Annotated in this window: 19 protein-coding genes; 13 read left to right on the top strand and 6 right to left on the bottom strand. The window is 67.5% G+C overall.

Translation table 11 applies throughout. From position 1 onward, the window contains the following. The first annotated feature begins 170 nt into the window (after positions 1-170). A complete protein-coding gene (locus AC1DZQ_RS17280; protein WP_476964640.1) occupies positions 171-3674 on the top strand; it encodes an ATP-binding protein in 3504 nt (1167 codons plus the stop codon). Positions 3675-3687: 13 nt separating this feature from the next. On the opposite strand, the gene AC1DZQ_RS17275 is transcribed toward AC1DZQ_RS17280, so the two are convergent. Then, positions 3688-4848 (bottom strand): acyl-CoA dehydrogenase family protein, encoded by a 1161-nt coding sequence (locus tag AC1DZQ_RS17275; protein WP_476964708.1) that lies wholly within the window; start codon positions 4846-4848, stop codon positions 3688-3690. Positions 4849-5000: 152 nt separating this feature from the next. Here AC1DZQ_RS17275 and AC1DZQ_RS17270 point away from each other — a divergent pair, with 152 nt between their 5' ends. After that, the gene (locus AC1DZQ_RS17270; RefSeq protein WP_476964639.1) at positions 5001-6518 is read left to right on the top strand and encodes a PucR family transcriptional regulator ligand-binding domain-containing protein; all 1518 of its coding nucleotides are present in this window, start codon (positions 5001-5003) and stop codon (positions 6516-6518) included. Here AC1DZQ_RS17270 and AC1DZQ_RS17265 read toward each other — a convergent pair. Then, the gene (locus AC1DZQ_RS17265) at positions 6487-7773 is read right to left on the bottom strand and encodes a CaiB/BaiF CoA transferase family protein (RefSeq protein ID WP_476964638.1); all 1287 of its coding nucleotides are present in this window, start codon (positions 7771-7773) and stop codon (positions 6487-6489) included. The two genes, AC1DZQ_RS17270 and AC1DZQ_RS17265, sit on opposite strands and share 32 nt — an antisense overlap. 229 nt (positions 7774-8002) lie before the next feature. Here AC1DZQ_RS17265 and AC1DZQ_RS17260 point away from each other — a divergent pair, with 229 nt between their 5' ends. The 6 genes from AC1DZQ_RS17260 to AC1DZQ_RS17235 all read left to right on the top strand — a co-directional run bounded on the left by AC1DZQ_RS17260 (position 8003) and on the right by AC1DZQ_RS17235 (position 14484). Beyond that, complete coding sequence (locus tag AC1DZQ_RS17260; RefSeq protein ID WP_476964637.1) at positions 8003-9109, top strand: iron-siderophore ABC transporter substrate-binding protein; 1107 nt, start codon at positions 8003-8005, stop codon at positions 9107-9109. A gap of 10 nt (positions 9110-9119) precedes the next feature. Beyond that, positions 9120-10187, top strand: coding sequence for a FecCD family ABC transporter permease (locus AC1DZQ_RS17255; RefSeq protein ID WP_476964636.1), 1068 nt, complete (start codon positions 9120-9122; stop codon positions 10185-10187). A gap of 119 nt (positions 10188-10306) precedes the next feature. Next, positions 10307-11329: a FecCD family ABC transporter permease gene (locus AC1DZQ_RS17250; protein ID WP_476964707.1), complete on the top strand. Its 1023-nt coding sequence runs from the start codon at positions 10307-10309 to the stop codon at positions 11327-11329. 1 nt (position 11330) lies between these two features. Continuing rightward, positions 11331-12161, top strand: a complete 831-nt coding sequence (locus AC1DZQ_RS17245; protein WP_476964635.1) for an ABC transporter ATP-binding protein — start codon at positions 11331-11333, stop codon at positions 12159-12161. A 119-nt stretch (positions 12162-12280) separates the two neighbouring features. Next, the gene (locus AC1DZQ_RS17240) at positions 12281-13288 is read left to right on the top strand and encodes a siderophore-interacting protein (protein ID WP_476964706.1); all 1008 of its coding nucleotides are present in this window, start codon (positions 12281-12283) and stop codon (positions 13286-13288) included. A 344-nt stretch (positions 13289-13632) separates the two neighbouring features. Continuing rightward, positions 13633-14484 (top strand): SGNH/GDSL hydrolase family protein, encoded by an 852-nt coding sequence (locus AC1DZQ_RS17235; RefSeq protein WP_476964634.1) that lies wholly within the window; start codon positions 13633-13635, stop codon positions 14482-14484. A 10-nt stretch (positions 14485-14494) separates the two neighbouring features. Here the strand turns inward: AC1DZQ_RS17235 and AC1DZQ_RS17230 are convergent, their stop codons facing one another. Beyond that, positions 14495-14782 carry a YciI family protein gene (locus AC1DZQ_RS17230; RefSeq protein WP_018776102.1) on the bottom strand — a complete coding sequence of 96 codons (288 nt, stop codon included), beginning with the start codon at positions 14780-14782 and terminating at the stop codon, positions 14495-14497. Between the two features lie 103 nt (positions 14783-14885). Between AC1DZQ_RS17230 and AC1DZQ_RS17225 the strand changes: the two genes are divergently transcribed. Continuing rightward, a complete protein-coding gene (locus AC1DZQ_RS17225) occupies positions 14886-15365 on the top strand; it encodes a MarR family winged helix-turn-helix transcriptional regulator (protein WP_476964633.1) in 480 nt (159 codons plus the stop codon). A gap of 85 nt (positions 15366-15450) precedes the next feature. After that, positions 15451-16212, top strand: a complete 762-nt coding sequence (locus AC1DZQ_RS17220) for an SGNH/GDSL hydrolase family protein (protein WP_476964632.1) — start codon at positions 15451-15453, stop codon at positions 16210-16212. A 9-nt stretch (positions 16213-16221) separates the two neighbouring features. Here AC1DZQ_RS17220 and AC1DZQ_RS17215 read toward each other — a convergent pair whose 3' ends face one another. The 3 genes from AC1DZQ_RS17215 to AC1DZQ_RS17205 are packed head-to-tail and all read right to left on the bottom strand — an operon-like array spanning position 16222 to position 18993. Continuing rightward, a complete protein-coding gene (locus AC1DZQ_RS17215) occupies positions 16222-17007 on the bottom strand; it encodes an FAD:protein FMN transferase (protein WP_476964705.1) in 786 nt (261 codons plus the stop codon). Between the two features lie 40 nt (positions 17008-17047). Further along, positions 17048-17554: an FMN-binding protein gene (locus tag AC1DZQ_RS17210; RefSeq protein ID WP_476964631.1), complete on the bottom strand. Its 507-nt coding sequence runs from the start codon at positions 17552-17554 to the stop codon at positions 17048-17050. Then, positions 17551-18993: a ferredoxin reductase family protein gene (locus AC1DZQ_RS17205; RefSeq protein WP_476964630.1), complete on the bottom strand. Its 1443-nt coding sequence runs from the start codon at positions 18991-18993 to the stop codon at positions 17551-17553. The genes AC1DZQ_RS17210 and AC1DZQ_RS17205 overlap by 4 nt, the downstream gene beginning before the upstream one ends. A 503-nt stretch (positions 18994-19496) precedes the next feature. Here AC1DZQ_RS17205 and rpmB point away from each other — a divergent pair. Genes rpmB through rpsN form a run of 3 tightly spaced genes read left to right on the top strand, consistent with a single transcriptional unit; the run spans position 19497 to position 20210 of the window. Next, positions 19497-19733, top strand: coding sequence for a 50S ribosomal protein L28 (gene rpmB, locus AC1DZQ_RS17200; protein ID WP_011693744.1), 237 nt, complete (start codon positions 19497-19499; stop codon positions 19731-19733). Next, positions 19733-19900 carry a 50S ribosomal protein L33 gene (rpmG, locus tag AC1DZQ_RS17195; protein ID WP_003798558.1) on the top strand — a complete coding sequence of 56 codons (168 nt, stop codon included), beginning with the start codon at positions 19733-19735 and terminating at the stop codon, positions 19898-19900. The genes rpmB and rpmG overlap by 1 nt, the downstream gene beginning before the upstream one ends. Before the next feature lie 4 nt (positions 19901-19904). Next, on the top strand, positions 19905-20210 hold the full coding sequence (rpsN, locus tag AC1DZQ_RS17190) for a 30S ribosomal protein S14 (RefSeq protein ID WP_043485315.1): 306 nt from the start codon (positions 19905-19907) through the stop codon (positions 20208-20210). The last annotated feature ends 375 nt before the right edge of the window (positions 20211-20585 follow it).

Here is a 20585-nt window from a genome sequence, read left to right as displayed (position 1 = left end):
CCGGAAGGTGACCTGGACAACGACGACGACGGCGATGCCGCCCCGGGAGTGGCATCGGGCCTGTCGGAGCCGGCAGCATCGTCCGCAGGACGAATGCTGTCCGGCGAAGGGGCGGGGGCGGCATCGCCGTCGTCGCCTGACGCAACCACGGACAAGAATGGAGAAGCCAAGTGAGCATCGCAACCATGCTGCCGATGGGCGAGCTCACCAACCCCGGCCAGATGCGTCTTGCCCTGGTCCAGGTGGTCAACTGGGGCACATTCCATGGCGCCCACACCATGCACGTGGACCGCAACGGCACCCTGCTGACCGGCAATTCGGGCGTCGGAAAGTCCACGCTGTTCGATGCCATGCTTCGGGTCTTCGATGCCCGCCCCCGCTCCAACGAAGCCGCGGCGCAGCGGGCCGGCGGCGCTGTCGAGGACAAGCGCACCACGTTCACGTACATGCGCGGCAAGGTGGGCGACAAGGCGGTAGGCGAGGGCTCGGCGAGTGCGTTCCAGCGCCCCGGGGCGACCTGGTCCGCCGTCGCGCTCACGTTCGACAACGCCGCCGGCACCAAAGTCACCGTTTCGGCGCTGTTCGACCTGCCCAAGAACGGCACGGAATCCAGCGTCGGCCGGTACTACGTGATCGACAACAAGCCGCTGGACCTCGCGGCGATCGAGGGCATCGCGGAGAAGCGGTTCACCAAGTCAGCGCTGGACGCGATCTTCCCGGACGCCCAGATCTTCGACGTCCACAAGGCCTTCGCCGAACGCTTCCGCCGGCTTCTCGGCATCAACTCGGATCAGGCCCTCCCGCTGCTGCGCGTCATCCAGGCCGGCAAGGGTCTCGGCGGCAGCGTCAACACCTTCTTCCGTGACCAGGTCCTCGATGCCCCCGCCACACTGGCTGCAGCGGACGACGTCGTCGAGGAATTCAGCAACCTCATGTCCATCCGGCAGCGCCTCGAGGACGTCAGGCAGCAGCGCGACCAGCTGGCTCCCGTCCCCGGGCTGAACAAGGAATACGCGCAGGCGCTGCTGGACGCGAACCGGCTGCGGGACCTTTCCGGCGAGGAATTCGAGGCCTACAAACAGCAGCTCGCCGTCACGGTCCATGAGAAGACCCTGGCCCGGTTGAAGGAGCTCGCCCAGGCGAAGGCCACGGACCTGGCCGCCGAACGCGCGGTCCGCGACGGCTTCGCCAAGGAGCTCCGCCAGCTGGAGGGGGAGTACAACAACCAGGGCGGCAACGCGATTTCCGCGATAGAGCAGTCCCTGGAGAACGCCCGGGTGGGGCTCAAGCTCCGGCAGGAAGTGGAGGAATCGACCCGCAAGGCGCTGACCGACGCCGGGCTGGAACTCCAGTGGTCGGCCGCCGGCTGGGAACAGGCCCACGAGCACGCCGCGGCACGCTCCGCCGAGCTCCAGGACGATTCCGAGGCGCTCAAGGAACTGCGCTTCGAGGCCTTTGACGGCCACGCCACCAGGAAGCGCGAACTCGCTGCGGCCCAGCAGGAACTCGTCTCGCTGAAGACGCGCAAGTCGCTGCTGCCGCCGTCGAGCATTGAAAACCGGAGCGCCATTGCCGCCGCCACGGGCGTCCCCGAGGAGCATATGCCCTTCGGTGGCGAACTGATCGACCTCGCCGAGGGCCAGGAACAGTGGCGCCCGGCCGCCGAGCGCGCGCTACGGAGCCTGGCCACCACGCTGCTGGTCCCGGGCGAGCACTTCGCGGCCGTCACCCGGTACCTCAACGACCATTCCGTGCGCGGGGCGCTGCGCGCCGTGGACGTCTCCCGGCCCCTGGCCGGCGGCGCGCTGGCCGTCGAGGACGTGGCCGATCGCGACCTGCTGACCAAGCTCAGTTTCCTCACCGACGCCGGCCCCCACTCCGAGGCGCTTGCCCAGGCCAGCGCCTGGCTCCGCGAACGGATTGCCCTCGACTTCGCCTACCCGTGCGTGGAAGACCCGGACGAGCTCGCCGGCCTGGACAAGGGCCTGAGCCTGGGCGGCGTGGTCAAGCGCAACCGCCACACGGTGGAAAAGGATGACCGCTTCACGTCCCGCCAGGACTACGTCCTCGGGTTCGACAACGCTGCCAAGCTTGAACTGGTCGCGGCCCAGGTTGAGGACCTGCAGCAGGAGCTGGCCAAGGCCGCCCAACTGGCGCAAACCCGGGAAGAGTCACACCAGGGCATGACCCGGCAGCTCGATGCCCTGCGCCGGGTGGCCGACGATCACCGGCCCTGGGAGCAGGTCTCGGCAGCCGTGGCCGAGGAGGAGCTCGCCCGGATCGAGCAGCGCCTCATGGACGCCCTCGCCGCGCAGGCCGACCTCGAACCGCTGCGCGCCAGCATCGAGGCCGCGCGGCACAAGCACCAGTCCAGCACCGAGTCCGCGGCCGTGCTGCAGAGCGAGTACAAAGCCCTCGACGCGCGCATGACCGCCGCTGATTCGCTGCTCGACGCGGCACGGAACCGGCTGGCGCAGGCGCCGCCGTCGGACGCCGGCATCGCCGCGCTGGAACCGTACTTCACCGGCTTCGGCGACGTCCTGGAGATGCACGAGCTCGACAACCTCGCCAACCAGGTCCGCACCCGGCTCCTGGCGGAACTGCACGGGGCCGAGTCCCGCGGGCAGGCCACCTCGGAGCGCCTCACCCGCATTTTCGAGGGCTTCGTCCGGGAATGGGGCACGGCGATTTCCGCGGACCACGGCACCTCGATCGGCGCCGCGGGGGAATTCGAATCCCGCTACCACGCGATTGTCAGCGACGGGCTGCCCGCCCAGGAGGCCGAGTTCCGGCAGTTCTTCAACCAGCGGACGCACGAGTCCTTTTCCACCCTGCTGCACCTGCTGGACGAGGAACGCCGCGCGATCACCAGCCGCATCCTGCCGCTGAACGGGATCCTGTCCGAGGTCAACTTCCACGAGGGCAGCTTCCTGGAACTCGACATCAAACAGACGCTCCCCGCGACGGCGAAGCAGTTCAAGGACGCCATCCAGAACGCGCTCAAGGTCCGGCACACCCGGCCCGGCAAGACGGTCACTCCTGCATCCGGGGCGGAGACGGACGACGACGCCGAGCTCACCACCCGCTACAAGTCGCTCGAAACGCTCGTGAAGCGGCTCGGCTCGCAGACACCGGAGGACCGTCGCTGGCGGGCCGAAGTGCTGGACGTCCGCGGCCACCTGTTCATTCAGTGCAAGGAGCACCGCGAAGTGCAGGGCGCCGGTTCCCAGGGCTCTGGTCCGAAGGTATCAGTGAAGGGTGCGAAGAAGACCGAGGTCTACATGCACGCGGACACCGGCTCGATGTCCGGCGGCGAGCGGCAGCGCTTCACCGCGTTCATCATGGCCGCGGCGCTGAGTTACCAGCTGGGCATCGCCGAGCAGGGCTTCACCACGTACGGCACCGTGATGATGGACGAGGCGTTTGTGCTCGCCTCCGAGGAATTCGCCGGCGCGGGCATCAAGGCGCTGCACGAGTTCGGTTTCCAGCTCCTGCTGGCCGCGCCGGAGAACGTGATCGACCTCTCCCGGCACCTGGGTTCGGTGACGGAGATCCTCCGGGACAAGCGCACCAACCGTTCCGGCGTCCTGACAGCTCCGGTGATTGCGCCACGTCCCGGCACGGAGGGCACCTGGCGGTCCGAGGCGAACCCCGTGGACATCGTCCTGCGCTGATCCTGGCCGCGTCCTAGCGAAAGGCCGGGATGCCCGTGATGTGGTTGCCGAGGATCAGGATGTGGACCTCGTCCGTGCCCTCATAGGTGCGCACCGATTCCAGGTTGTTGGCGTGCCGCAGCGGCGAATAGTCGAGGGTAATGCCGTTGCCGCCCAGCATGGCGCGGGCGTCGCGGCAGATCTGGATGGCCTCGCGGCAGTTGTTGAGCTTCCCCACGGAGATGTGGTGCGGCTTGAGCTGGCCTGCTTCCTTGAGACGGCCGATCTGCAGTGCCAGAAGCATGCCCTTGTTGATTTCCAGGGCCATGTTGACCAGCTTTTCCTGGGTCAGCTGGTAGCCAGCCAGCGGCTTGTCGAACTGGAGGCGCTGCTGCGAGTAGCTGACCGCAGTCTCGTAGCTGTCGCGCGCGGCCCCCATGACTCCCCAGATGATGCCGTAGCGGGCCTCGTTGAGGCACTCGAACGGGCCGCGAAGTCCTTTCGCGTTGGGCAGCATCGCGGTGGACGGGAGCCGGACCTCGCTCAGTTCAATGTCGCACTGGATGGAGGCCCGCATGGAGAGTTTGGGTTCAATCGGGGTGGCCTCAAACCCGGGGGTGTCGGTGGGCACGATGAAGCCGCGCACGCCGTCCTCGGTCATGGCCCAGATGATGGCGATCTGGGCGATCGAGGCCAGTCCGATCCAACGCTTGGAGCCATTGATGACCCAGTCCTCTCCGTCGCGGCGGGCGAAGGTCTTCATGCTGCCTGGATCGGAGCCGGCGGTTGGCTCGGTCAGCCCGAAACAGCCGACGACGTCGCCGGCGGCCATCCTGGGCAGCCACTGGTTCTTCTGATCCTCGGACCCGTGCTTGTAGATGGCGCTCATCGCGAGCGAGCCCTGCACACTGACGAACGTGCGCAGGCCTGAATCGCCCGCCTCAAGTTCCAAGGCGGCGATGCCGTATTCCACAGCGGAACGGCCCGGGCAGCCGTAGCCCTTCAAATGCATGCCAAGCAGACCCAGCCCGGCCATCTCCTTGATGATCTCTACCGGAAAGATGGCCTGTTCATACCAGGTGGCGATATTGGGCCGGATGGTGCTGTCCACAAAGGACCGCACCTTGTCCCGCATGGCCAGTTCTTCCGGGCTGAAGAGGCAATCTAGGTTCAGCAGGTCAGCGGATTCATTCATGGTCTTCTCCGGGAGGCTGTCTGTGGATCTGGTCACCTACACAAAGGTAATGGGGCTCTCTCCCGACGGGCATTGGATGGTCTGTCCAGGATTGACCCTCATTTGGTTAGAATGCCCAAAGGGTTTGCGTCTGCCCAGGAAAGGACCACCACGTGATCAGTCTGGCCCAGCTCCACAGCCAACTCGGTAGCGATCTCCGCCCGGCCGCGGGTGGTCCGGCGGCACGCCGGCAGATCTCGGGCGTGCACATATCCGAGCTCGACGATCCCACTCCCTATTTGGAAGGCGGCGAGCTCCTCCTCACCACGGGCATTCCCGTCTCGGGCGGAGAAGCCAGAGTGCGGGCCTACGTCCGGCGCCTGGTGGAGCGCAACATCGCAGCTCTGGGGCTTGGCCTGGGCGCCGGCGTGGATGAGGTGCCGCCCGCGTTGATTGCCGCCTGTGCAGCGGAAGGACTGGAGCTGCTGGTGGTGCCGGACGGTACGCCGTTCATGAATGTGTCCCGCGCCTATTGGGACCTGGTGGGCAGGGAGGGGCGGGCGGACCTGACCGCCAGCCTCGGCACGCAGACGGCCCTGGCCCGTGCGGCGACGCAGCCGGATGCACTCCCTTCCGTGGTCAAGGCGCTGGCCCAGGCGCTGGGCGGCTGGGTGGCGTACCTGCCGGCGGACAACGGGACGGAAACGCTGTGGCCGGCGGACAACCACGCGATTGTGGGGCAGTTGCGCAGGGAGACCTCGCGGCTTGACATGGCGGTGACGCATTCGGCCTCCACCTTTCAGGTCCATGGCACCGACGTGGTGGAGTACCCGGTACTGGTGGGGCGGCGGACGGTCGGGTTCCTGGCCATTGGTGCCGGACGTAAACTGACCCGCGCTGACCGGCAGATCATCATGACGGTGTGCGTCTTGCTTTCGCTCAAGGCCGCCCAACAGCAGGAGAGCGACGCCACCGCCGCCGCGCTCGACTCGGCCGTGACCAAGCTCTTTCTGACCGGACATGTTGACGCCGGCCGGGCCCTGGCCCCGGACTTGGGCATCATCGCGCCCACCGGGTCCGTGCGGGTCCTGGTGGCTCGCGGCGAAACAGAGGCCGCGGCGGCTTCCGTGGAACTGGAATCGGGACTGCGCGCCGACTCTGGCTGGAACGGCTGGCCGCAGGCCGCCAGCGCCCTGCGATCCTGCCGCCTGCGCCATCTGGCCGGCGGCCTGAGCTACTACCTGTTGGACGCGGAGCACGACGACGCCGGCGCGCCCGGCCGCGGCGGCGACACCACGCCGTCGGGCCCGTATGACACCGGCAACGCCGTGGTCACCGCGGTGCTGAGCCGGCCGATGCCGCTGGAACGGGTCCACGATGAGGCCGGACAACTGGCCGCCATGGTGCGTGCGCTGGATCCCGGGCAGATTGTCGAAGTCGCTGCCGGTGCCCTGGATCCGCGGGCCCAGGGCTGGGTGGCCGCGCTGCGCGGGTACCAGCGGGCCGACCTGATCGGCACCGTGCGCTCCTATCTGCGGCACCGGGGCCAGTGGGAGGGGGCCGCGCGCGAGTTGGGGATCCACCGGAACTCGCTGCGCCACCGGATGGGAATTGCCGCCGAACTGCTGCAGGCGGATCCGGACGATCCCGATGTGGCGGCTAACCTGTGGTTGGCGCTGCGCTGGGTGTAGCGCCGTATCGGTTAACCCCGGCACTCCCGGCGGCTGCGCCGCCGGCCGCCAGCCACGCCCGGACTGTGTGGCTGTGTTCGCCCAGCGAGGGCGGGGCCGCCACGGGTGCCGGGAACGCGGGCGTCCACGTAATGGGATGGCGGATTTGCCGCCCGGCGGGCTGGCCCGCGGCGTTGCGGACCTCGATGGTCGGTTCAAGGCCCAGCGACTCGGCGTAATCGAGACCCTCATCGATGCCGGCCACATGGCCGGCCGGAACGCCGGCGACGATGAGCTTGTCCTGCCAGTTGCGGGCAGAGGACGCGGACAGGGCATCCTCCAACAGGGGCACCAATTCCGTGCGGTGTTCCACCCGCGCATTGTTGGTGGCAAAGCGCGGGTCACGGGCCAGCCCGGCAACGCCCAGGACCTGGGCCAGCTTGGCGAACTGTCCGTCGTTGCCGCAGGCCACCGCCAGCGGCGCGTCCGCACACTCGAGCAACTGGTACGGCACGATCGAGGGATGGGCGCTGCCCATGCGGTGCGGAACCTTGCCCGCGCCCAGGAAGGCCTGGCCCTGGTTGGCCAGCGCGCCCTGCAGGCTGGAGAGCAGGTTGAGCTCCAGATGGGCCCCGCATCCGGACGTGGCGCGGGCGGCCAGGGCGGCAAGGACGCCAATGGTGGTGTCCTTGGCTGTCAGGACGTCGACCAGGGCGACGCCGGCCTTGGTGGGGCTGCCGTCTTTCTCGCCCGTGATGCTCATTAGCCCGCCCAGGGCCTGGACGATGAAGTCATATCCCATCAGATTTGCTCCGCCGGCGCTGCCAAACCCGGTAATTGAGACATAGATCAGTCCGGGGTTGCGGGCGGAGAGCTCCGCATAGCCCAGGCCCAGTTTCGCCATGCCGCCGGGCTTGAAGTTTTCCACCAGCACATCGGCACGCAGGGCCAATTCCCTGGCCAGCGACAGATCGCCGGGGTCGGTAAGGTCCAGGCAGACCGATTCCTTGTTGCGGTTCGCGCTTTCAAAGTAGGTGGCCCCGGTGGGGGAGAACGGCGGTCCCCAGCTGCGGGTGTCATCGCCGGTGCCGGGGCGTTCCACCTTGATCACGCGGGCGCCCAGATCGGCCAGCGTCATGGTGGCCAGCGGGCCAGCCAAGACGCGGGAGAAATCGGCCACCAGCAGACCCGACAACGGTCCGGCGGGCGTGTCCCTGGGCTCTTGGCTGGCGCCCCGGTCCGCCGAGCCGGGCTGAGGGCAGGGCGTCGAAGTCATGGGGGAGTCCCTCCGTGGATTGCCCGTGGCACATCTCCGTGCCCCCGGATACCTGATCAAGGATTCGAAGCCTAACAAGGTGCGACCGGCCGATCATTAGATGAACCGTCCAAACTTGGCCGCTCCGCACAATGGGCAATTGAGGCAATTACGTTACTCAAACCTTTCTTAATTATTGAAAGGATAGGCTAGCCTTACTTAGGTTTGCATCACTTACCTAAGGAGTTCCGTGGCTTCCGCCGTCTTCCCCCGTTCCGCCGGCCGCCCCGCCGGCCGCCGCCTCCGCAAGACCGCAGGGCGGGCCGCGGCCCTTCTGGCCGCCGTCGCGCTGACCCTGACCGCCTGCTCGACCGGTCCTGCGAGTTCGACGGCGGCGGACGCTCCCTCCCAGCCGGTCAGCATCGCCTTCCCGGTGACCATCAAGCACGTCTTCGGCGAGACCACCATCAAGGAGCTGCCCAGGCGCGTGGTCACCGTGTCCTGGGTCAACGACGACGTCGCGATCGCCCTCGGCGTGGTTCCCGTGGGCGTCCCCAAGAACGAATGGGGCGGCAACGACAAGGGCTCCACGCCGTGGAAGGACGCCGCCCTGGAGAAGCTCGGCGCCGGCTTCGGCTCGGCGAAGGCCCCCGTCCAGTTCTCCGAGGCTGACGGCATCAACTTCACCGAGATCGCCAAGCTGAACCCGGACGTCATCCTGGGTGCCTACTCCGGCCTGACCGAGGAGGACTACAAGAAGCTCAGCGAAATCGCCCCCGTCGTGGCGCAGCCGGAGGTCGCCTACGGCACGCCGTGGCAGGACTCCACCACCATCATCGGCAAGGCCCTTGGCAAGGAAGCCGAAGCCGCCAAGCTGGTGTCCGACACCGAGGCCACCATCAAGGACAAAGTCTCCAAATACCCGCAGATCGCCGGTAAGTCCTTCATCTACGGCAACCTGGAACCGGACAAGAGCGACGGCGTCAACGTCTACACGGCCAACGACAACCGTCCCCGCTTCCTCAGCGAGATCGGCATGAAGCTCGCAGCCGTTGTGGAGGACAACTCCAAGGGCTCCAAGGAGTTCTTCATCCCGTGGTCCGCCGAAAAGGCCAACGAACTGAACTCCGACATCTTCGTGACCTGGGTGCCGGATGCAGCCACCACCGACTCCATCAAGGCTGACCCGCTGCTGGGCCAGATCCCGGCCATCAAGACCGGCGCGTTGGTGGCCGACTCGAACAACACGCTGACGCTGTCCATCTCCGCTTCCTCGCCGCTGAGCCTGCCGTGGTCCCTGGACACGTTCCTGCCGCAGCTGGCCGACGCCGCGGACAAAGTCACCGCGGCGAAGTAACACGCTCCCCGTGACGAACAGTACGACGACGGCGCCCGCCGCCCGTGTGCCCGGCGCATCTGGCGCCCCCGCTGGGAAGAAAGCCCCCGCAAAGCAGGCCGCCTGGTTGCTGGCCGCCGCCGTCGTACTTGTCGTGGTCTGTGCGGCGTCCCTGACTGTCGGTGCCCGCGGGGTCCCCCTCGGCACCGTCTGGCAGGCGCTGACGCAGTTCGACCCCGCCGACGGAAACCACGCCGTCATCCACGCCCGCATCCCCCGCACCGTGCTGGGCTTGCTGGTCGGCGGCGCCCTCGGGCTGGCGGGCGCGGCCATGCAGGGCGTGGCCCGCAACCCGCTCGCAGACCCCGGCATCATCGGCGTCAATGCTGGTGCGGCCCTCGCCGTCGTCACCGGGATCTACGTCTTTGGCGTCTCGTCCCTGAGCGGCTACATCTGGTTCGCGTTCATCGGCTCCGCAACGGCCGCCGTCGTGGTCTATCTGATCGCGTCCATGGGACGTGACGGGGCGACGCCGGTCAAGCTGGCCCTGGCCGGCGCGGCCCTGAGCGCGGGGCTGTATTCCCTGATGAACGTCGTCCTGGTCTCCAGCCAGGACACCCTGGACCGGTTCCGTTTCTGGCAGGTCGGCGGGATTGCCGGCCGGGACTGGTCGGTAGTGCTGCCCGGGCTGCCGTTCCTGGCCGCCGGGGCACTGATCGTCCTGTTTACCGGACGGATCCTGAACAGCCTGGCCCTCGGGGACGAGATCGCCCGCGGCCTGGGCCAGCGCGTCGGCCTGGCCCGCGGCGTCACCGCGCTGGGCATTGTGCTGCTCTGCGGCTCGGCCACGGCACTGGCCGGGCCGATCGGATTCGTCGGCCTGGTGGTGCCTCACGCTGTCCGCTTCCTGACCGGCCCGGACTACCGCTGGATCCTGCCCTTCTCGCTGGTCCTGGCGCCCGCGCTGCTCCTGCTTTCGGACGTGGTGGGCCGTGTCATCCTGCTCCCCGGCGAAGTCCCCGCGGGCATCATGACGGCCCTGGTGGGAGCGCCTGTCTTCGTGTGGCTGGTCCGCCGCGGGAAAGGGGCAGGGCTATGAGCAAGGCAGACCTCGCCAGCGTCAGGCACGAGCTGGGAGACCACGCCCCCGCGGAGCGCGAACTGGCAGATTCCGCCCACCCGGTCTGCGCCAACGGGAGGCCGCTGCGCAGCGTGTTGATGAGCCCGACGGCTCTGCTGGCCTTTGCCGTCGTGGTGCTCCTCGCGGTCAGCATCCTGCTGGGCAGCTACACCGTCACCATCCCGGACTTCGTCAGGATCCTCACGGCCCACCTCACCGGTGGCGAGAAAATCCCCGGCGCCAGCTTCATCGTGATGGAGAACAAGCTGCCGCGGGCAGTCATCGGCACCATGATCGGGATTGCCTTCGGGCTCTCGGGCGCCCTCTTCCAGACCATGCTGCGCAACCCGCTGGCCAGCCCGGACGTGATCGGCATCAGCTACGGAGCCAGCGCGGCCGCCGTCACCGCCATCGTCGTTTTCGGCGCCTCCGGAGCAGCGGTTTCCGGTGCGGCACTGTGCGGTGCCCTGGCCGTAGCCGTCCTGATCTACACAATCTCCCGCAGCGCTTCCTTCGGATCAGGCGGCGGCAACCGCGGCAACGCGGCCGGAAGCCGGCTCATCCTGGCCGGCATCGGCATCGCCGCGGCACTGAACGCCGTGGTCAACTTCCTCATGACGCGGACCGACATCCGCACTGCGGCCGACGCCCTGATCTGGCTGAACGGATCCCTGAACTCAGCCAGCTGGGACCGCGCCGGAGTGCTGGCGCTGGCGCTGCTGGTCCTGGTGCCCGCCGTCGGCGTTCTCGCCGGGCCGCTCCGCATCCTGGAACTGGGGGACGACGCCGCCGCCGGACTCGGCATCCGGGTGGGCATCACCCGGCTGGGCGTGGTGGCCGTTGCCGTCGCCCTGGCCGCCGCCGCCACCGCAGCCGCCGGGCCCGTGGCCTTCGTCGCCTTCCTGGCCGGCCCCATCGCGCGCCGCTTCACCGGCAAGGCCAGCCTTCCCGCCGGCGCGTTCGTCGGCGCCCTGATTGTCCTCGCCGCGGACTACTTCGCCGCCAACATCGCCCCCCTGCTGCTGGACGGCACGGTCCTTCCCGTCGGGGTGGTCACCGGGGCGCTGGGAGCCCCGTTCCTGCTGTGGCTTCTGGTCACAGCCAACCGAAAGGACGCCTGACATGGCAGTTCTCAACGCCAAGGACCTGACGCTGCAGTACGACCAGCGCCGGGTGGTGGAAGGCCTCACGGCGGAGATCCCCGAGGGCAAGGTGACAATGATCGTGGGCGCCAATGCCTGCGGCAAATCCACGCTCCTCCGCGGCCTGTCCAGGCTGCTGAAACCGGCCGGCGGTACCGTCACCCTGGACGGCAAGGACATCCATTCCCGCCCGGCCAAGGAACTCGCCCGCATCCTCGGCCTGCTCCCGCAGCACCCCACCGCACCCGACGGTATTCTGGTCCGGGACCTCGTGGGCCGCGGCCGCTACCCGCACCAGGGCTTCTTCCGCAGCTGGAGCGCGGCCGACGATCTTGCCGTGCAGCGCGCACTCGAAGCCACCGAAACGCTGGACCTCGCCGGGCGGAACGTCGACGAACTCTCGGGCGGGCAGCGCCAGCGCGTCCGGATCGCGATGGCGCTCGCCCAGGAAACCGAGGTGCTCCTGCTCGACGAGCCCACCACCTACCTTGATCTGGCCCACCAGGTGGAGGTCCTGGACCTGATCACGGACCTGAACCGGCAGCGCGGCACCACCGTGGCAATCGTCCTGCACGATCTGAACCTGGCGGCCCGGTACGCGGACCACGTGATCGCCATGAAGGGCGGCAGGATCGTGGCCGAGGGCACCGCCGCCGACGTGGTCACCGAGGACCTGGTGCGCGACGTCTTCGGCTTGGACTCGCGGGTGCTGCCCGATCCCATTTCCGGCACGCCACTGATCATTCCGCTCGGCCGGCACCACACCGAGTTCCCAAAAGCCGAAACAGCAACCCTGGAGTTGGTCCCATGAGGGCAGTTAACAGCAGCGCAACAGACAGCCGTGCAACGGATACCAAGGCAGCAGACATCAGCCGGGCGCGGGGACGCCGCACGCCCTCGGCGGTCAGCGACCAACCGGCCACCCAACCGATGACCCAGGCGTTCGACGTGACGGTGGCCGCGGTGCAGCAGCTCAGCCCCAATTTCCGCCGCGTCACCTTCGGCGGATACTCCCTGCGCGACTTCGGCGTCCACGGCGAAACCCTGGACCTGCGCGTGAAGCTGATGATCCCGTCCCTCGCCACGGACGGCACCCAGCTGCCGCTGCCGGTGTTCCAGATGGAGCAGTCCGGCTGGTACCAGGAGTGGCTGGCCATGGATCCCGCGATCCGCGGTTCCATGCGCACCTACACCGTGCGGCAGGAACGCCTTGACTCCGTCTACCCGGAGATCGACGTCGACTTCGTGTTGCACTTCGACGCCGCCGGCAACGGCGGACCCGCCGCGAACTGGGCCCTGAACGCCAAGCCCGGCGACGCCCTTACGATCATCGGACCCAACAACCGGGCCGCGCACTGTGTCACGGCGGAGACCTACTCCGGCATCGAATGGCGGCCTGGCCTGGCCCAGCGGGTACTGCTTGCCGGTGACGAGACCGCTGTTCCGGCCATCAGCGCCATCCTGGAAAGCCTCCCGTCGTACATGAGCGGGCACGCGTTCCTGGAAGTCCCCGAGGCCGGCGACTTCCAGGGCCTGTTGTCGGACGCCGACGTCGAAATCACGTGGCTGGCACGTGGCGCCTCGATTGGCCGCTCACGCCCGCACGGCGAACTCCTGCGGGAGGCCGTCCGCGCCGCCGTTCCCGAACCCGGCTGGGTGGGCATCAAGGCCGCCGCCGGCGGGGCCGGCCCGGAACCCGATGACGTGAACGTGGACCAGGACATCCTCTGGGAGACCCCCGCCCAGATGGACGCCGCGGCGATCGGAGCCAGCAAAAACCCGGACAAACCCGCCGGGGCATTGCCGTTCTACGCCTGGATCGCCGGCGAAGCGGGCACCGTCAAGGAGTTGCGGCGGTACCTGGTGCGGGACGTGGGGATCGACCGGAAGCAGGTCGCGTTCATGGGGTACTGGCGGCAGGGGAAAGCCGAGCTGTAAGCCTCCGGTGCGGTCTGGCTCTGCCGACTCCGCCTCCGCCGCCGACTTGCCGTCGCTCCCGGTGTGCTGGCTTCGCCCGCAATCGCTGCTTTGCCGTCGCTTAGACACCTCCTGCGGCCGCGGGCGGCCTTAGTCGGCGATGCGCTCCTTCGCAAAGCGGCGATTGCGGTCTTGGGGGTGGGTCACCTTCGGTGCGCTCCCTGCAAAGCAGCGCCGCTCGCGGTGCTGTTCTCGCCTTCGGTGCGCTCCTATGTAGGCCGGCGACTGCGGCTCGCTGGGCAGTTCTCACCTTGGGTTAACCTCCCCTTTCCCTGGCCGCTTTTTGCGGTGGTTAGTTTGGTGGGGTGCGTTCATTTCCTTTGCTTCCGGATCGGGGTGGGCGGCGGGTCTTTGTTGCCTTGGGGGATTCCTTCACCGAGGGCGTGGGGGACTACGATCCCCGGTTCCCCAACGGCGTGCGGGGCTGGGCCGACCGGGTGGCGGAGAAGCTGGCCAAGGCGCAGCCGGGGTGGGAGTACGCCAATCTGGCCATCCGGAGCAAACGGCTGCGCCACATCATCGCCGAACAGCTTGGTCCCGCCGTGGCCATGGAGCCGACGCTGGTCACGCTGTACGCGGGCGGCAACGACATCCTGGATTTCGGGACCGACATCGGAGCCGTCATGCGGGATTATGAGGCCCTGGTGGCTGCGCTCGCCGGCACGGGGGCAACGCTGGTGCTGTTCACCGGCTTCGACGTCAAGGTCTCCGCCCTGCTGGAGCCGCTGAAGAAACGGAACGCCTTCTACAACCGGCGCGTCCGCGAGATCGCCGGCCGCTACGGCGCCGTGCTGGTGGATTACTGGCGCTTCGAGGCATTCCATGACCCGCGGATGTGGGATTCGGACCGGCTGCATATGTCCAAGGCAGGCCATAAATACCTTGCCTCACAGGTCCTGGATCATCTCGGCGTGCCCCACAAGATCAAGCCCAAGGAATGGGAGCCGCCGGTGAAACCGGGCCTGCGGGAGTGGGAACGCCGGCAGCGCCGCTGGGTCCACGACTGGGTGCTGCCCCTGTTCGGACGCAAGCTCCGCGGCGTCACCCTCGGCGACCAGCTCCGGCCGCGCTGGCCTGAACCCGTGCGGGTCCCGCGCAAGGGCGGCCTGAAGAAGCTGCTGCAGAATCAGCGTGCCAGCGGCCAGGGCCCCGGGTAGCCGCCGGGACTCAGCTGTCCAGCAGGTTTTCGTAGCCCGGAGCCACCCTGTTGGCATGGAACTCCATGACTTCGAATTCGGCCACACCATTGACGTAGAACGGGTCCTTGGCCAGGGCAGCGTCGAGGCTTGCCCGGTCCGCGTTGGAGAGCAACAGGCCGCCGGTGCGGGGGATTTTGCGCCCCGCGACCATGAAGACGCCGTCGTCGAAGGCTGCCTGCAACCACGTCACGTGCGCCGGAAGATGGAACTCCACAATGTCCTCAGGGACCTTGTATGTCAGGGAGACTACGTACATGCGGCCAGCCTACCGGTAGCTGGCCGCGGACAGGCCGGAAGTTTTCTGGAATTACCCAGGCTGAAGTTGAATCGTCAAGCTTCCAGTCTCCTAGAATGTAGCCATGACCGAACCCCGCTGGCTCAACGCCGACGAACGCCGGGCCTGGCTGGCCCAGCTCAGCATCAACACCATGCTGCCGGCCGCCCTGGATACCCAGCTCCATGCCGCGGGCAAGCTCTCCCTGTTCGACTACAACGTGCTGGCGATGCTGTCCGAGGCCGAGGGGCGCTTCCTGCCCATGAGTGAGCTCGCCGCGCGCACCAGCGCCTCCCTGTCCCGGCTCTCCCATGTGGTTACCAAGCTGCAGAATCGCGGCTGGCTTGAGCGCCGGCCGCACCCCGGCGACGCCCGCGTCACCACGGCACACCTGACCGATGCCGGGATGCAGACGATTGTGAAGCTCGCTCCGGGACATGTCGAGGCGGTCCGGTCACTGTTCCTCGACGCCTTGAGCCCCAAGGACGTCGCGGACCTGGCCCGGATCGGCGAAAAGATCGTGGCCCGCCTCGACGACGACCACTGGATCCTGCGCGACAACTAGGCGCGAAAGCTAAATGCGCCGCAGTCCGTCCGACGTCGGTCGTCCCGTCTTTGTTGCTCACGGCAACTGCTGGCAGACTGGATTCATGGATTTCACGTCCCGCTATGTAGCCCTTGGAGACTCCTTTACGGAAGGCGTCGGCGACGACGACCCCACCCGGCCCAACGGAGTCCGGGGCTGGGCGGACCGGGTGGCAGAGGGGCTTGGCGCCGCCGATCCCGGCTTCGGGTACGCGAATCTTGCCATCCGCGGCCGGAAACTCCGACAGATCCTGGCCGAACAGGTGGATGCCGCCGTCGCACTCAAACCCACCCTGGTCAGCATCTACGCCGGCGCCAACGACATCCTCCGGCCCAAGATCGACATCGATGACCTGCTGGCCGAAAACGACGCCGGAATCCGCAGGCTCGCGGCCACCGGCGCCACCGTGGTGATGTTTACCGGGTTCGATGCGCGGGGCTCCAAGATTTTCGGCACCATGCGCGGCCGAACCGCAATCTACAACGAGCTGGTCCGCGGCATCGCCGGGGACCACGGTGCCCTGCTGGTCGACTACTGGCGTTTCAGCGAGTACTACGACTGGGGCATGTGGGCCACGGACCGGATGCACATGTCCGCCGCCGGCCACGCGAACATGGCCAAGCGCGTCCTCACGGTGCTGGCACACGAGCACTCGATTGACGTCCCGCCCATGACACCGGTGCCTGAGCTGAGCAGGGTGGACGCCCTCCGCGCGAATGCCCGATGGGTCCGCGAATTCGCCGGCCCGTGGGTTGTCCGGCGAGTGACCGGCAAGTCGTCCGGCGACGGCCTGGAGCCGAAGTACGGCCAGCTGACCCACCTCTAGAACGGCACCCTAGGCGCGGAACCCCGGCGTCGCGAGCAGCTCCCCGCCGCGGCGGACGGCGAGCACATCGATCTCCCAACCGTCGGTGGCCCGGTGCAGCATCGCCGTCCCGCCGGCCACGATCGCCGTCGCTAGCACATCTGCCGTGACAATATCTGCCGCAGCCACGGAGACCTGGACGAACTCGGCGCCGGGGGAGCCCGCGGCCCAGCCCCCGGAGCCCGCGGCCCAGATGTGGTCACCCCGCTCCGCCGAGCCCGACGTCGCAAGGGCGCGCCGGGTGCCTGGTCCGCCCAGCCCGTAGGCGGAAAGCAGTGCCGAGCGGTCCAGCGGGTCTACGACCCCGGCCGCCCACGAGGTTCCGCTGCCCGGCACGGGCGAGCCCATCACCAGCACGTCGCCGCCGGCATTCAGGCACCAGTCGGTGATTCCGCGGCTCCGCAGCGCCTCGCCGGCCTGCCCGACCGCGTAGCCCTTGATGAGCCCGGAAAGGTCCAGTACGCCGTCGGGCCGCTCCGGGGAGAACGCGCCCCCCGTCCTGAGCCGCCAGCTGAGCGCCTCCGCGTAGCGGTCCCGCATCCCTGCGGATGAGTCCCGAAGGGACAGCTCCCCGCGCGCCAGCCGGCTGGCCTCCGAATCGGGGCGGTACAGGCTGAAGGTTGCATCCGCGCGGGCAAACACACGTTCGACGGCGGCAGCCGCGGCGTCGAGCACGCGCTCCCCGCCCGCTGTGCCGGGGACGGCCGCTGTTCCCAAGGCTCTGGCAGGAACGGTCAGGCTGATGACGGTGCCCATGGAGCCAAACGTCCTGGCCTTCAGGGCGGAGCCACCCAGCTCAGAGGTTGGCTGCATCGAGGGCCGCCTGCAGGGAGTTCAAGTACGCGTCGGAAGTCACGGTGGCGCCGCTGATGGTCTGCACGTTCGCGGATTGGGATTGGAGCACCTCGGCGCGCAGGAGCGGGGCCGCCCGGTTGCTGATTTGCACGGACTTGCGTTCAGCATCGGTCAGCTGGAGCGCCGTGACGTCAGTGATCTTTCCGGCCTGCACGGTGATCTGCACCTGGACGGAGCCGAACCGGGTCTGGACGACCGAGCCGGCGTACGTCCCCACGGCCTTGGCCGAGGCTCCCGTGGTGCCCCCGGCCGACGAGCCGGAAGAAGCTGTTGCGTCGTCCGTGCCCGACGTGCCGGCGCCCGACGCTTCGGTTCCGGTGTTGGTGGTGCCGGCCGCCACGCTCGCGACGGAGTTGCTGGTATCGGCTATGTGGACGCCGGACTGCCAGCCGGCAATAAGGATGCCGGCGGAAGCCAGGGCTGCTGAAACTGCTGCGCGGGTTCTCACCAGTCGAACCTTTCGTAGTGGAGTTGGTCTTCCCGGACGCCGGCGGCGCGGGCGTCCTCAAGCACGCTTTGCGCCCAGGCGGCGGGGCCGCAGACGTACACGTCAGCATCGGCGACCTTCGCGTCATAACTGGCGAGCCGGTGGCCGGCACGTGCGGAGCTCTCCGGCAGCCAGGTCCGGACGCCGGCAGGGCGGGAGCCGGTCAGGTGGAAGAGTGTGGCTCCGCGCTGCTGACAGAGACCGAGGATTTCCTCGCCCAGATAAAGCTCGGATTCACTGTGGCCGCGGAGTATGACGGTGGCGTTCCCGGGTTGGAACGGCGTGCTCTCCAGCAGGGCGCGGATGGGCGTAATGCCAATTCCGGCACCGACCATAACCACATGGTTGCGGCTCCGCGCGGCCGTGCTGAACAGCCCGTACGGACCCTCCAGCGCCACCTTGGTGCCGGGCTTCAGCGACGCGAGCTGGGCCGAACCCCCGCCCAGGTTACGGACGGTGATCCTCAGCGTGCCCTGGCCGGCGGCGTCGAAACTGACGGGATCGGCGGACAGGCTGAACGGATGCGGGTGCCACCACAGCCCGGGAGCCAGGAACCGCCAGATAAAGAACCGGCCGCCGCTGCCCGCCAGCTGGTCCAGGCACAGGCCGGACATTTCGATGCTCACCACCCCGGGGGCCACCCGCACCACCCGCTTGACGGTCAGCTGGTGCCTGAACGTTGCCACCAGCGGCTGGGCCACGCGGTAGTAGAGCAACGCGGCGCCCGTTGCAATGCACAGTGCCAGCCAGTACCAGCGCTGCCAGGTGCCTTCGGCAAAGAGGCCGCCCACACTGAACTGGTGAGGGAGCGCGGTCAGGACGGCCGCGTACGTCAGGAGGTGGACGGCGTACCAGCATTCGTACGGGAATCGACGTCGGACGGCTACCAGGGAGGTGACGACGACGGCGATGAACAGGACCATGGAAATGTAGGCCAGCCACATGTCCGGCACGAGGACCCACAGCGCAACCGCCTCGCTGACAGGATCCAGTCCTTCGGCCATGCCGTAGCCGACCGCAATCAGGATCCCGTGCGCGAGCAGGAGGTACAAAGCGGGCTTGCCCAGCTTGCGGTGGAACTCGAGGGCGCGGTCGTGGCCGACAGTTTGGTCGATCAGCGGGATACGGGCCGCGAGTAGCAGCATGAGAAGCACCAGGTCCATGCCGGCGAGGCCGGCCACAATCCCAAGTGCGGTGAAGGAGCCGGCCGGAGTCGAGAAGCCGGCCATTCCGCCGTCGGCCAGCCACAAAGCGACGGCGCCCGCCAGGGACGCCCAAAAAAGGACCGTCAGCAGATCCGCTCTCAGCAACCGCCGCCGGTGCTGCCCGCTGAAGGGGTTCACAGCGCCACGGGAGCTGCGGCGAACCCCGGGACGGCTCGTCAGAAGTTGTGTGTTCATGGACCCAGAATCGCCTTGCTGCCTATCATTTGGCTGTGAAAAGGCTTCGTCGGGCATATGACCTCGGAGGGGCCCGGTCTTCTTCTGGGACTGGCTGTGGGGCACTGTCCTATACACCATTCAGCGATGGATTGGTCTTTAAATCGCCGAACTCGTAGACTTGGTAGGCGCTAGGTGGCGCGGAGCGTGCGCAATTGCTCCGGTTGGCAGGACCCGTGAAGATAGTCGACGGTCCTGGAGGCCGGTAGTTAGGGGCTCAAGTTGCGCGCATTCCTGTATTCGCCCAGCATCCCGGCACTTCGCGATGGCTGTCCAACGGACCGCCAGCGTCAGGTGCCCGTGGCCCACAATCTTCGCCGCAATTGAGGAACCAGACGGTTTGCGCCGTCTGCCTGAATCCTGCGGAACCGATGGTTGGGGGAGGGAGCCGGATGCGGACGCCGCTTAACGCACGGTCAGCGGGAACTCCGTTAGCCGTTTCATTTATTTTTAGGAGAGTCGTCATGGCAGCACACTGCCAGGTGACCGGAGCCGAGCCGGGCTTTGGACACAGCATTTCGCACTCGCACCGTCGCAACAAGCGCCGGTTCGACCCGAACATCCAGAAGAAGCGCTACTGGGTTCCGTCCCTGCGCCGTAATGTCACCCTGCAGGTCTCTGCGCGTGGCATCAAGACCATCGACGTGCGCGGCATTGACGTAGTCGTCGCCGCCATCCTGGCACGAGGAGTGAAGCTCTAATGGCAAAGGATAAGGACGTACGTCCGATCATCAAGCTGAAGTCGACCGCGGGCACGGGTTACACCTACGTGACGCGCAAGAACCGTCGTAACGACCCGGACCGTCTGGTCCTGAAGAAGTACGACCCCAAAATCCGCCAGCACGTCGAATTCCGAGAGGAGCGCTAAACACATGGCTAAGAAGTCAATGATCGCTAAGAACGAACAGCGTAAAGTCATCGTCGAGCGTTACGCTGCAAAGCGCCTCGAACTGAAGAAGGCTCTGGTTGATCCCAACTCAACCGACGAAGCACGCGAAGCTGCTCGCCTCGGCCTGCAGAAGCTGCCCCGCAACGCCTCACCGGTACGTCTGCGTAACCGCGACATCATCGATGGCCGTCCGCGCGGTACCTTCCAGAAGTTCGGCATCTCCCGTGTTCGCTTCCGCGACATGGCTCACCGCGGTGAGCTCCCGGGCATCACGAAGTCTTCCTGGTAATTCAGTACCCCTGAAGCCAGTGGCTTGAAGAAGGGCCGGCAACCATATGGTTGCCGGCCCTTCTCGCGTTTAACGCTTGGTTGCCGATGCCTGGGCGGCCATGCCGGCCGCCGGGCCGGCGGCGCTGGTTGGCTGCTTGGCGGTGATGCACGGCATAGTGCTGGTTTGCGGGGCGGGGCCGGTGGTGGGGTGTGTGGTGGGTGGTTTTGGGCTGTGGTGGCGGGGTTTTTGGGTGGTGGGGCGGGTGTGGGGGGTGGAGTTGCGGCGGGGGCCGGGTGGGTGTATTGTTTTCTAAGTCGCCGCGAGGGAGACCAGCGCAAAGCTGGGAACCGGAGGCGGCCAATCCCCTAAATTTCAAGACCGGATCTGGTCGTC

This window comes from Arthrobacter sp. P1_C12_2 (assembly GCF_056406415.1).
Note: the sequence above shows the minus strand (reverse complement) of the source record. Positions and strands in the feature narration are given on the sequence as shown.

What these genes read in the sequence shown, in the direction of transcription:
- AC1DZQ_RS17275 (WP_476964708.1), bottom strand. Translation starts at nt 4,848, where the DNA reads ATGAATGAATCCGCTGACCTGCTGAACCTAGATTGCCTCTTCAGCCCG.
- AC1DZQ_RS17265 (WP_476964638.1), bottom strand. Translation starts at nt 7,773, where the DNA reads ATGACTTCGACGCCCTGCCCTCAGCCCGGCTCGGCGGACCGGGGCGCC.
- AC1DZQ_RS17250 (WP_476964707.1), top strand. Translation starts at nt 10,307, where the DNA reads ATGAGCCCGACGGCTCTGCTGGCCTTTGCCGTCGTGGTGCTCCTCGCG.
- AC1DZQ_RS17245 (WP_476964635.1), top strand. Translation starts at nt 11,331, where the DNA reads ATGGCAGTTCTCAACGCCAAGGACCTGACGCTGCAGTACGACCAGCGC.
- AC1DZQ_RS17240 (WP_476964706.1), top strand. Translation starts at nt 12,281, where the DNA reads ATGACCCAGGCGTTCGACGTGACGGTGGCCGCGGTGCAGCAGCTCAGC.
- AC1DZQ_RS17230 (WP_018776102.1), bottom strand. Translation starts at nt 14,782, where the DNA reads ATGTACGTAGTCTCCCTGACATACAAGGTCCCTGAGGACATTGTGGAG.
- AC1DZQ_RS17225 (WP_476964633.1), top strand. Translation starts at nt 14,886, where the DNA reads ATGACCGAACCCCGCTGGCTCAACGCCGACGAACGCCGGGCCTGGCTG.
- AC1DZQ_RS17220 (WP_476964632.1), top strand. Translation starts at nt 15,451, where the DNA reads ATGGATTTCACGTCCCGCTATGTAGCCCTTGGAGACTCCTTTACGGAA.
- AC1DZQ_RS17215 (WP_476964705.1), bottom strand. Translation starts at nt 17,007, where the DNA reads ATGGGCACCGTCATCAGCCTGACCGTTCCTGCCAGAGCCTTGGGAACA.
- AC1DZQ_RS17205 (WP_476964630.1), bottom strand. Translation starts at nt 18,993, where the DNA reads ATGAACACACAACTTCTGACGAGCCGTCCCGGGGTTCGCCGCAGCTCC.
- rpmB (WP_011693744.1), top strand. Translation starts at nt 19,497, where the DNA reads ATGGCAGCACACTGCCAGGTGACCGGAGCCGAGCCGGGCTTTGGACAC.
- rpmG (WP_003798558.1), top strand. Translation starts at nt 19,733, where the DNA reads ATGGCAAAGGATAAGGACGTACGTCCGATCATCAAGCTGAAGTCGACC.
- rpsN (WP_043485315.1), top strand. Translation starts at nt 19,905, where the DNA reads ATGGCTAAGAAGTCAATGATCGCTAAGAACGAACAGCGTAAAGTCATC.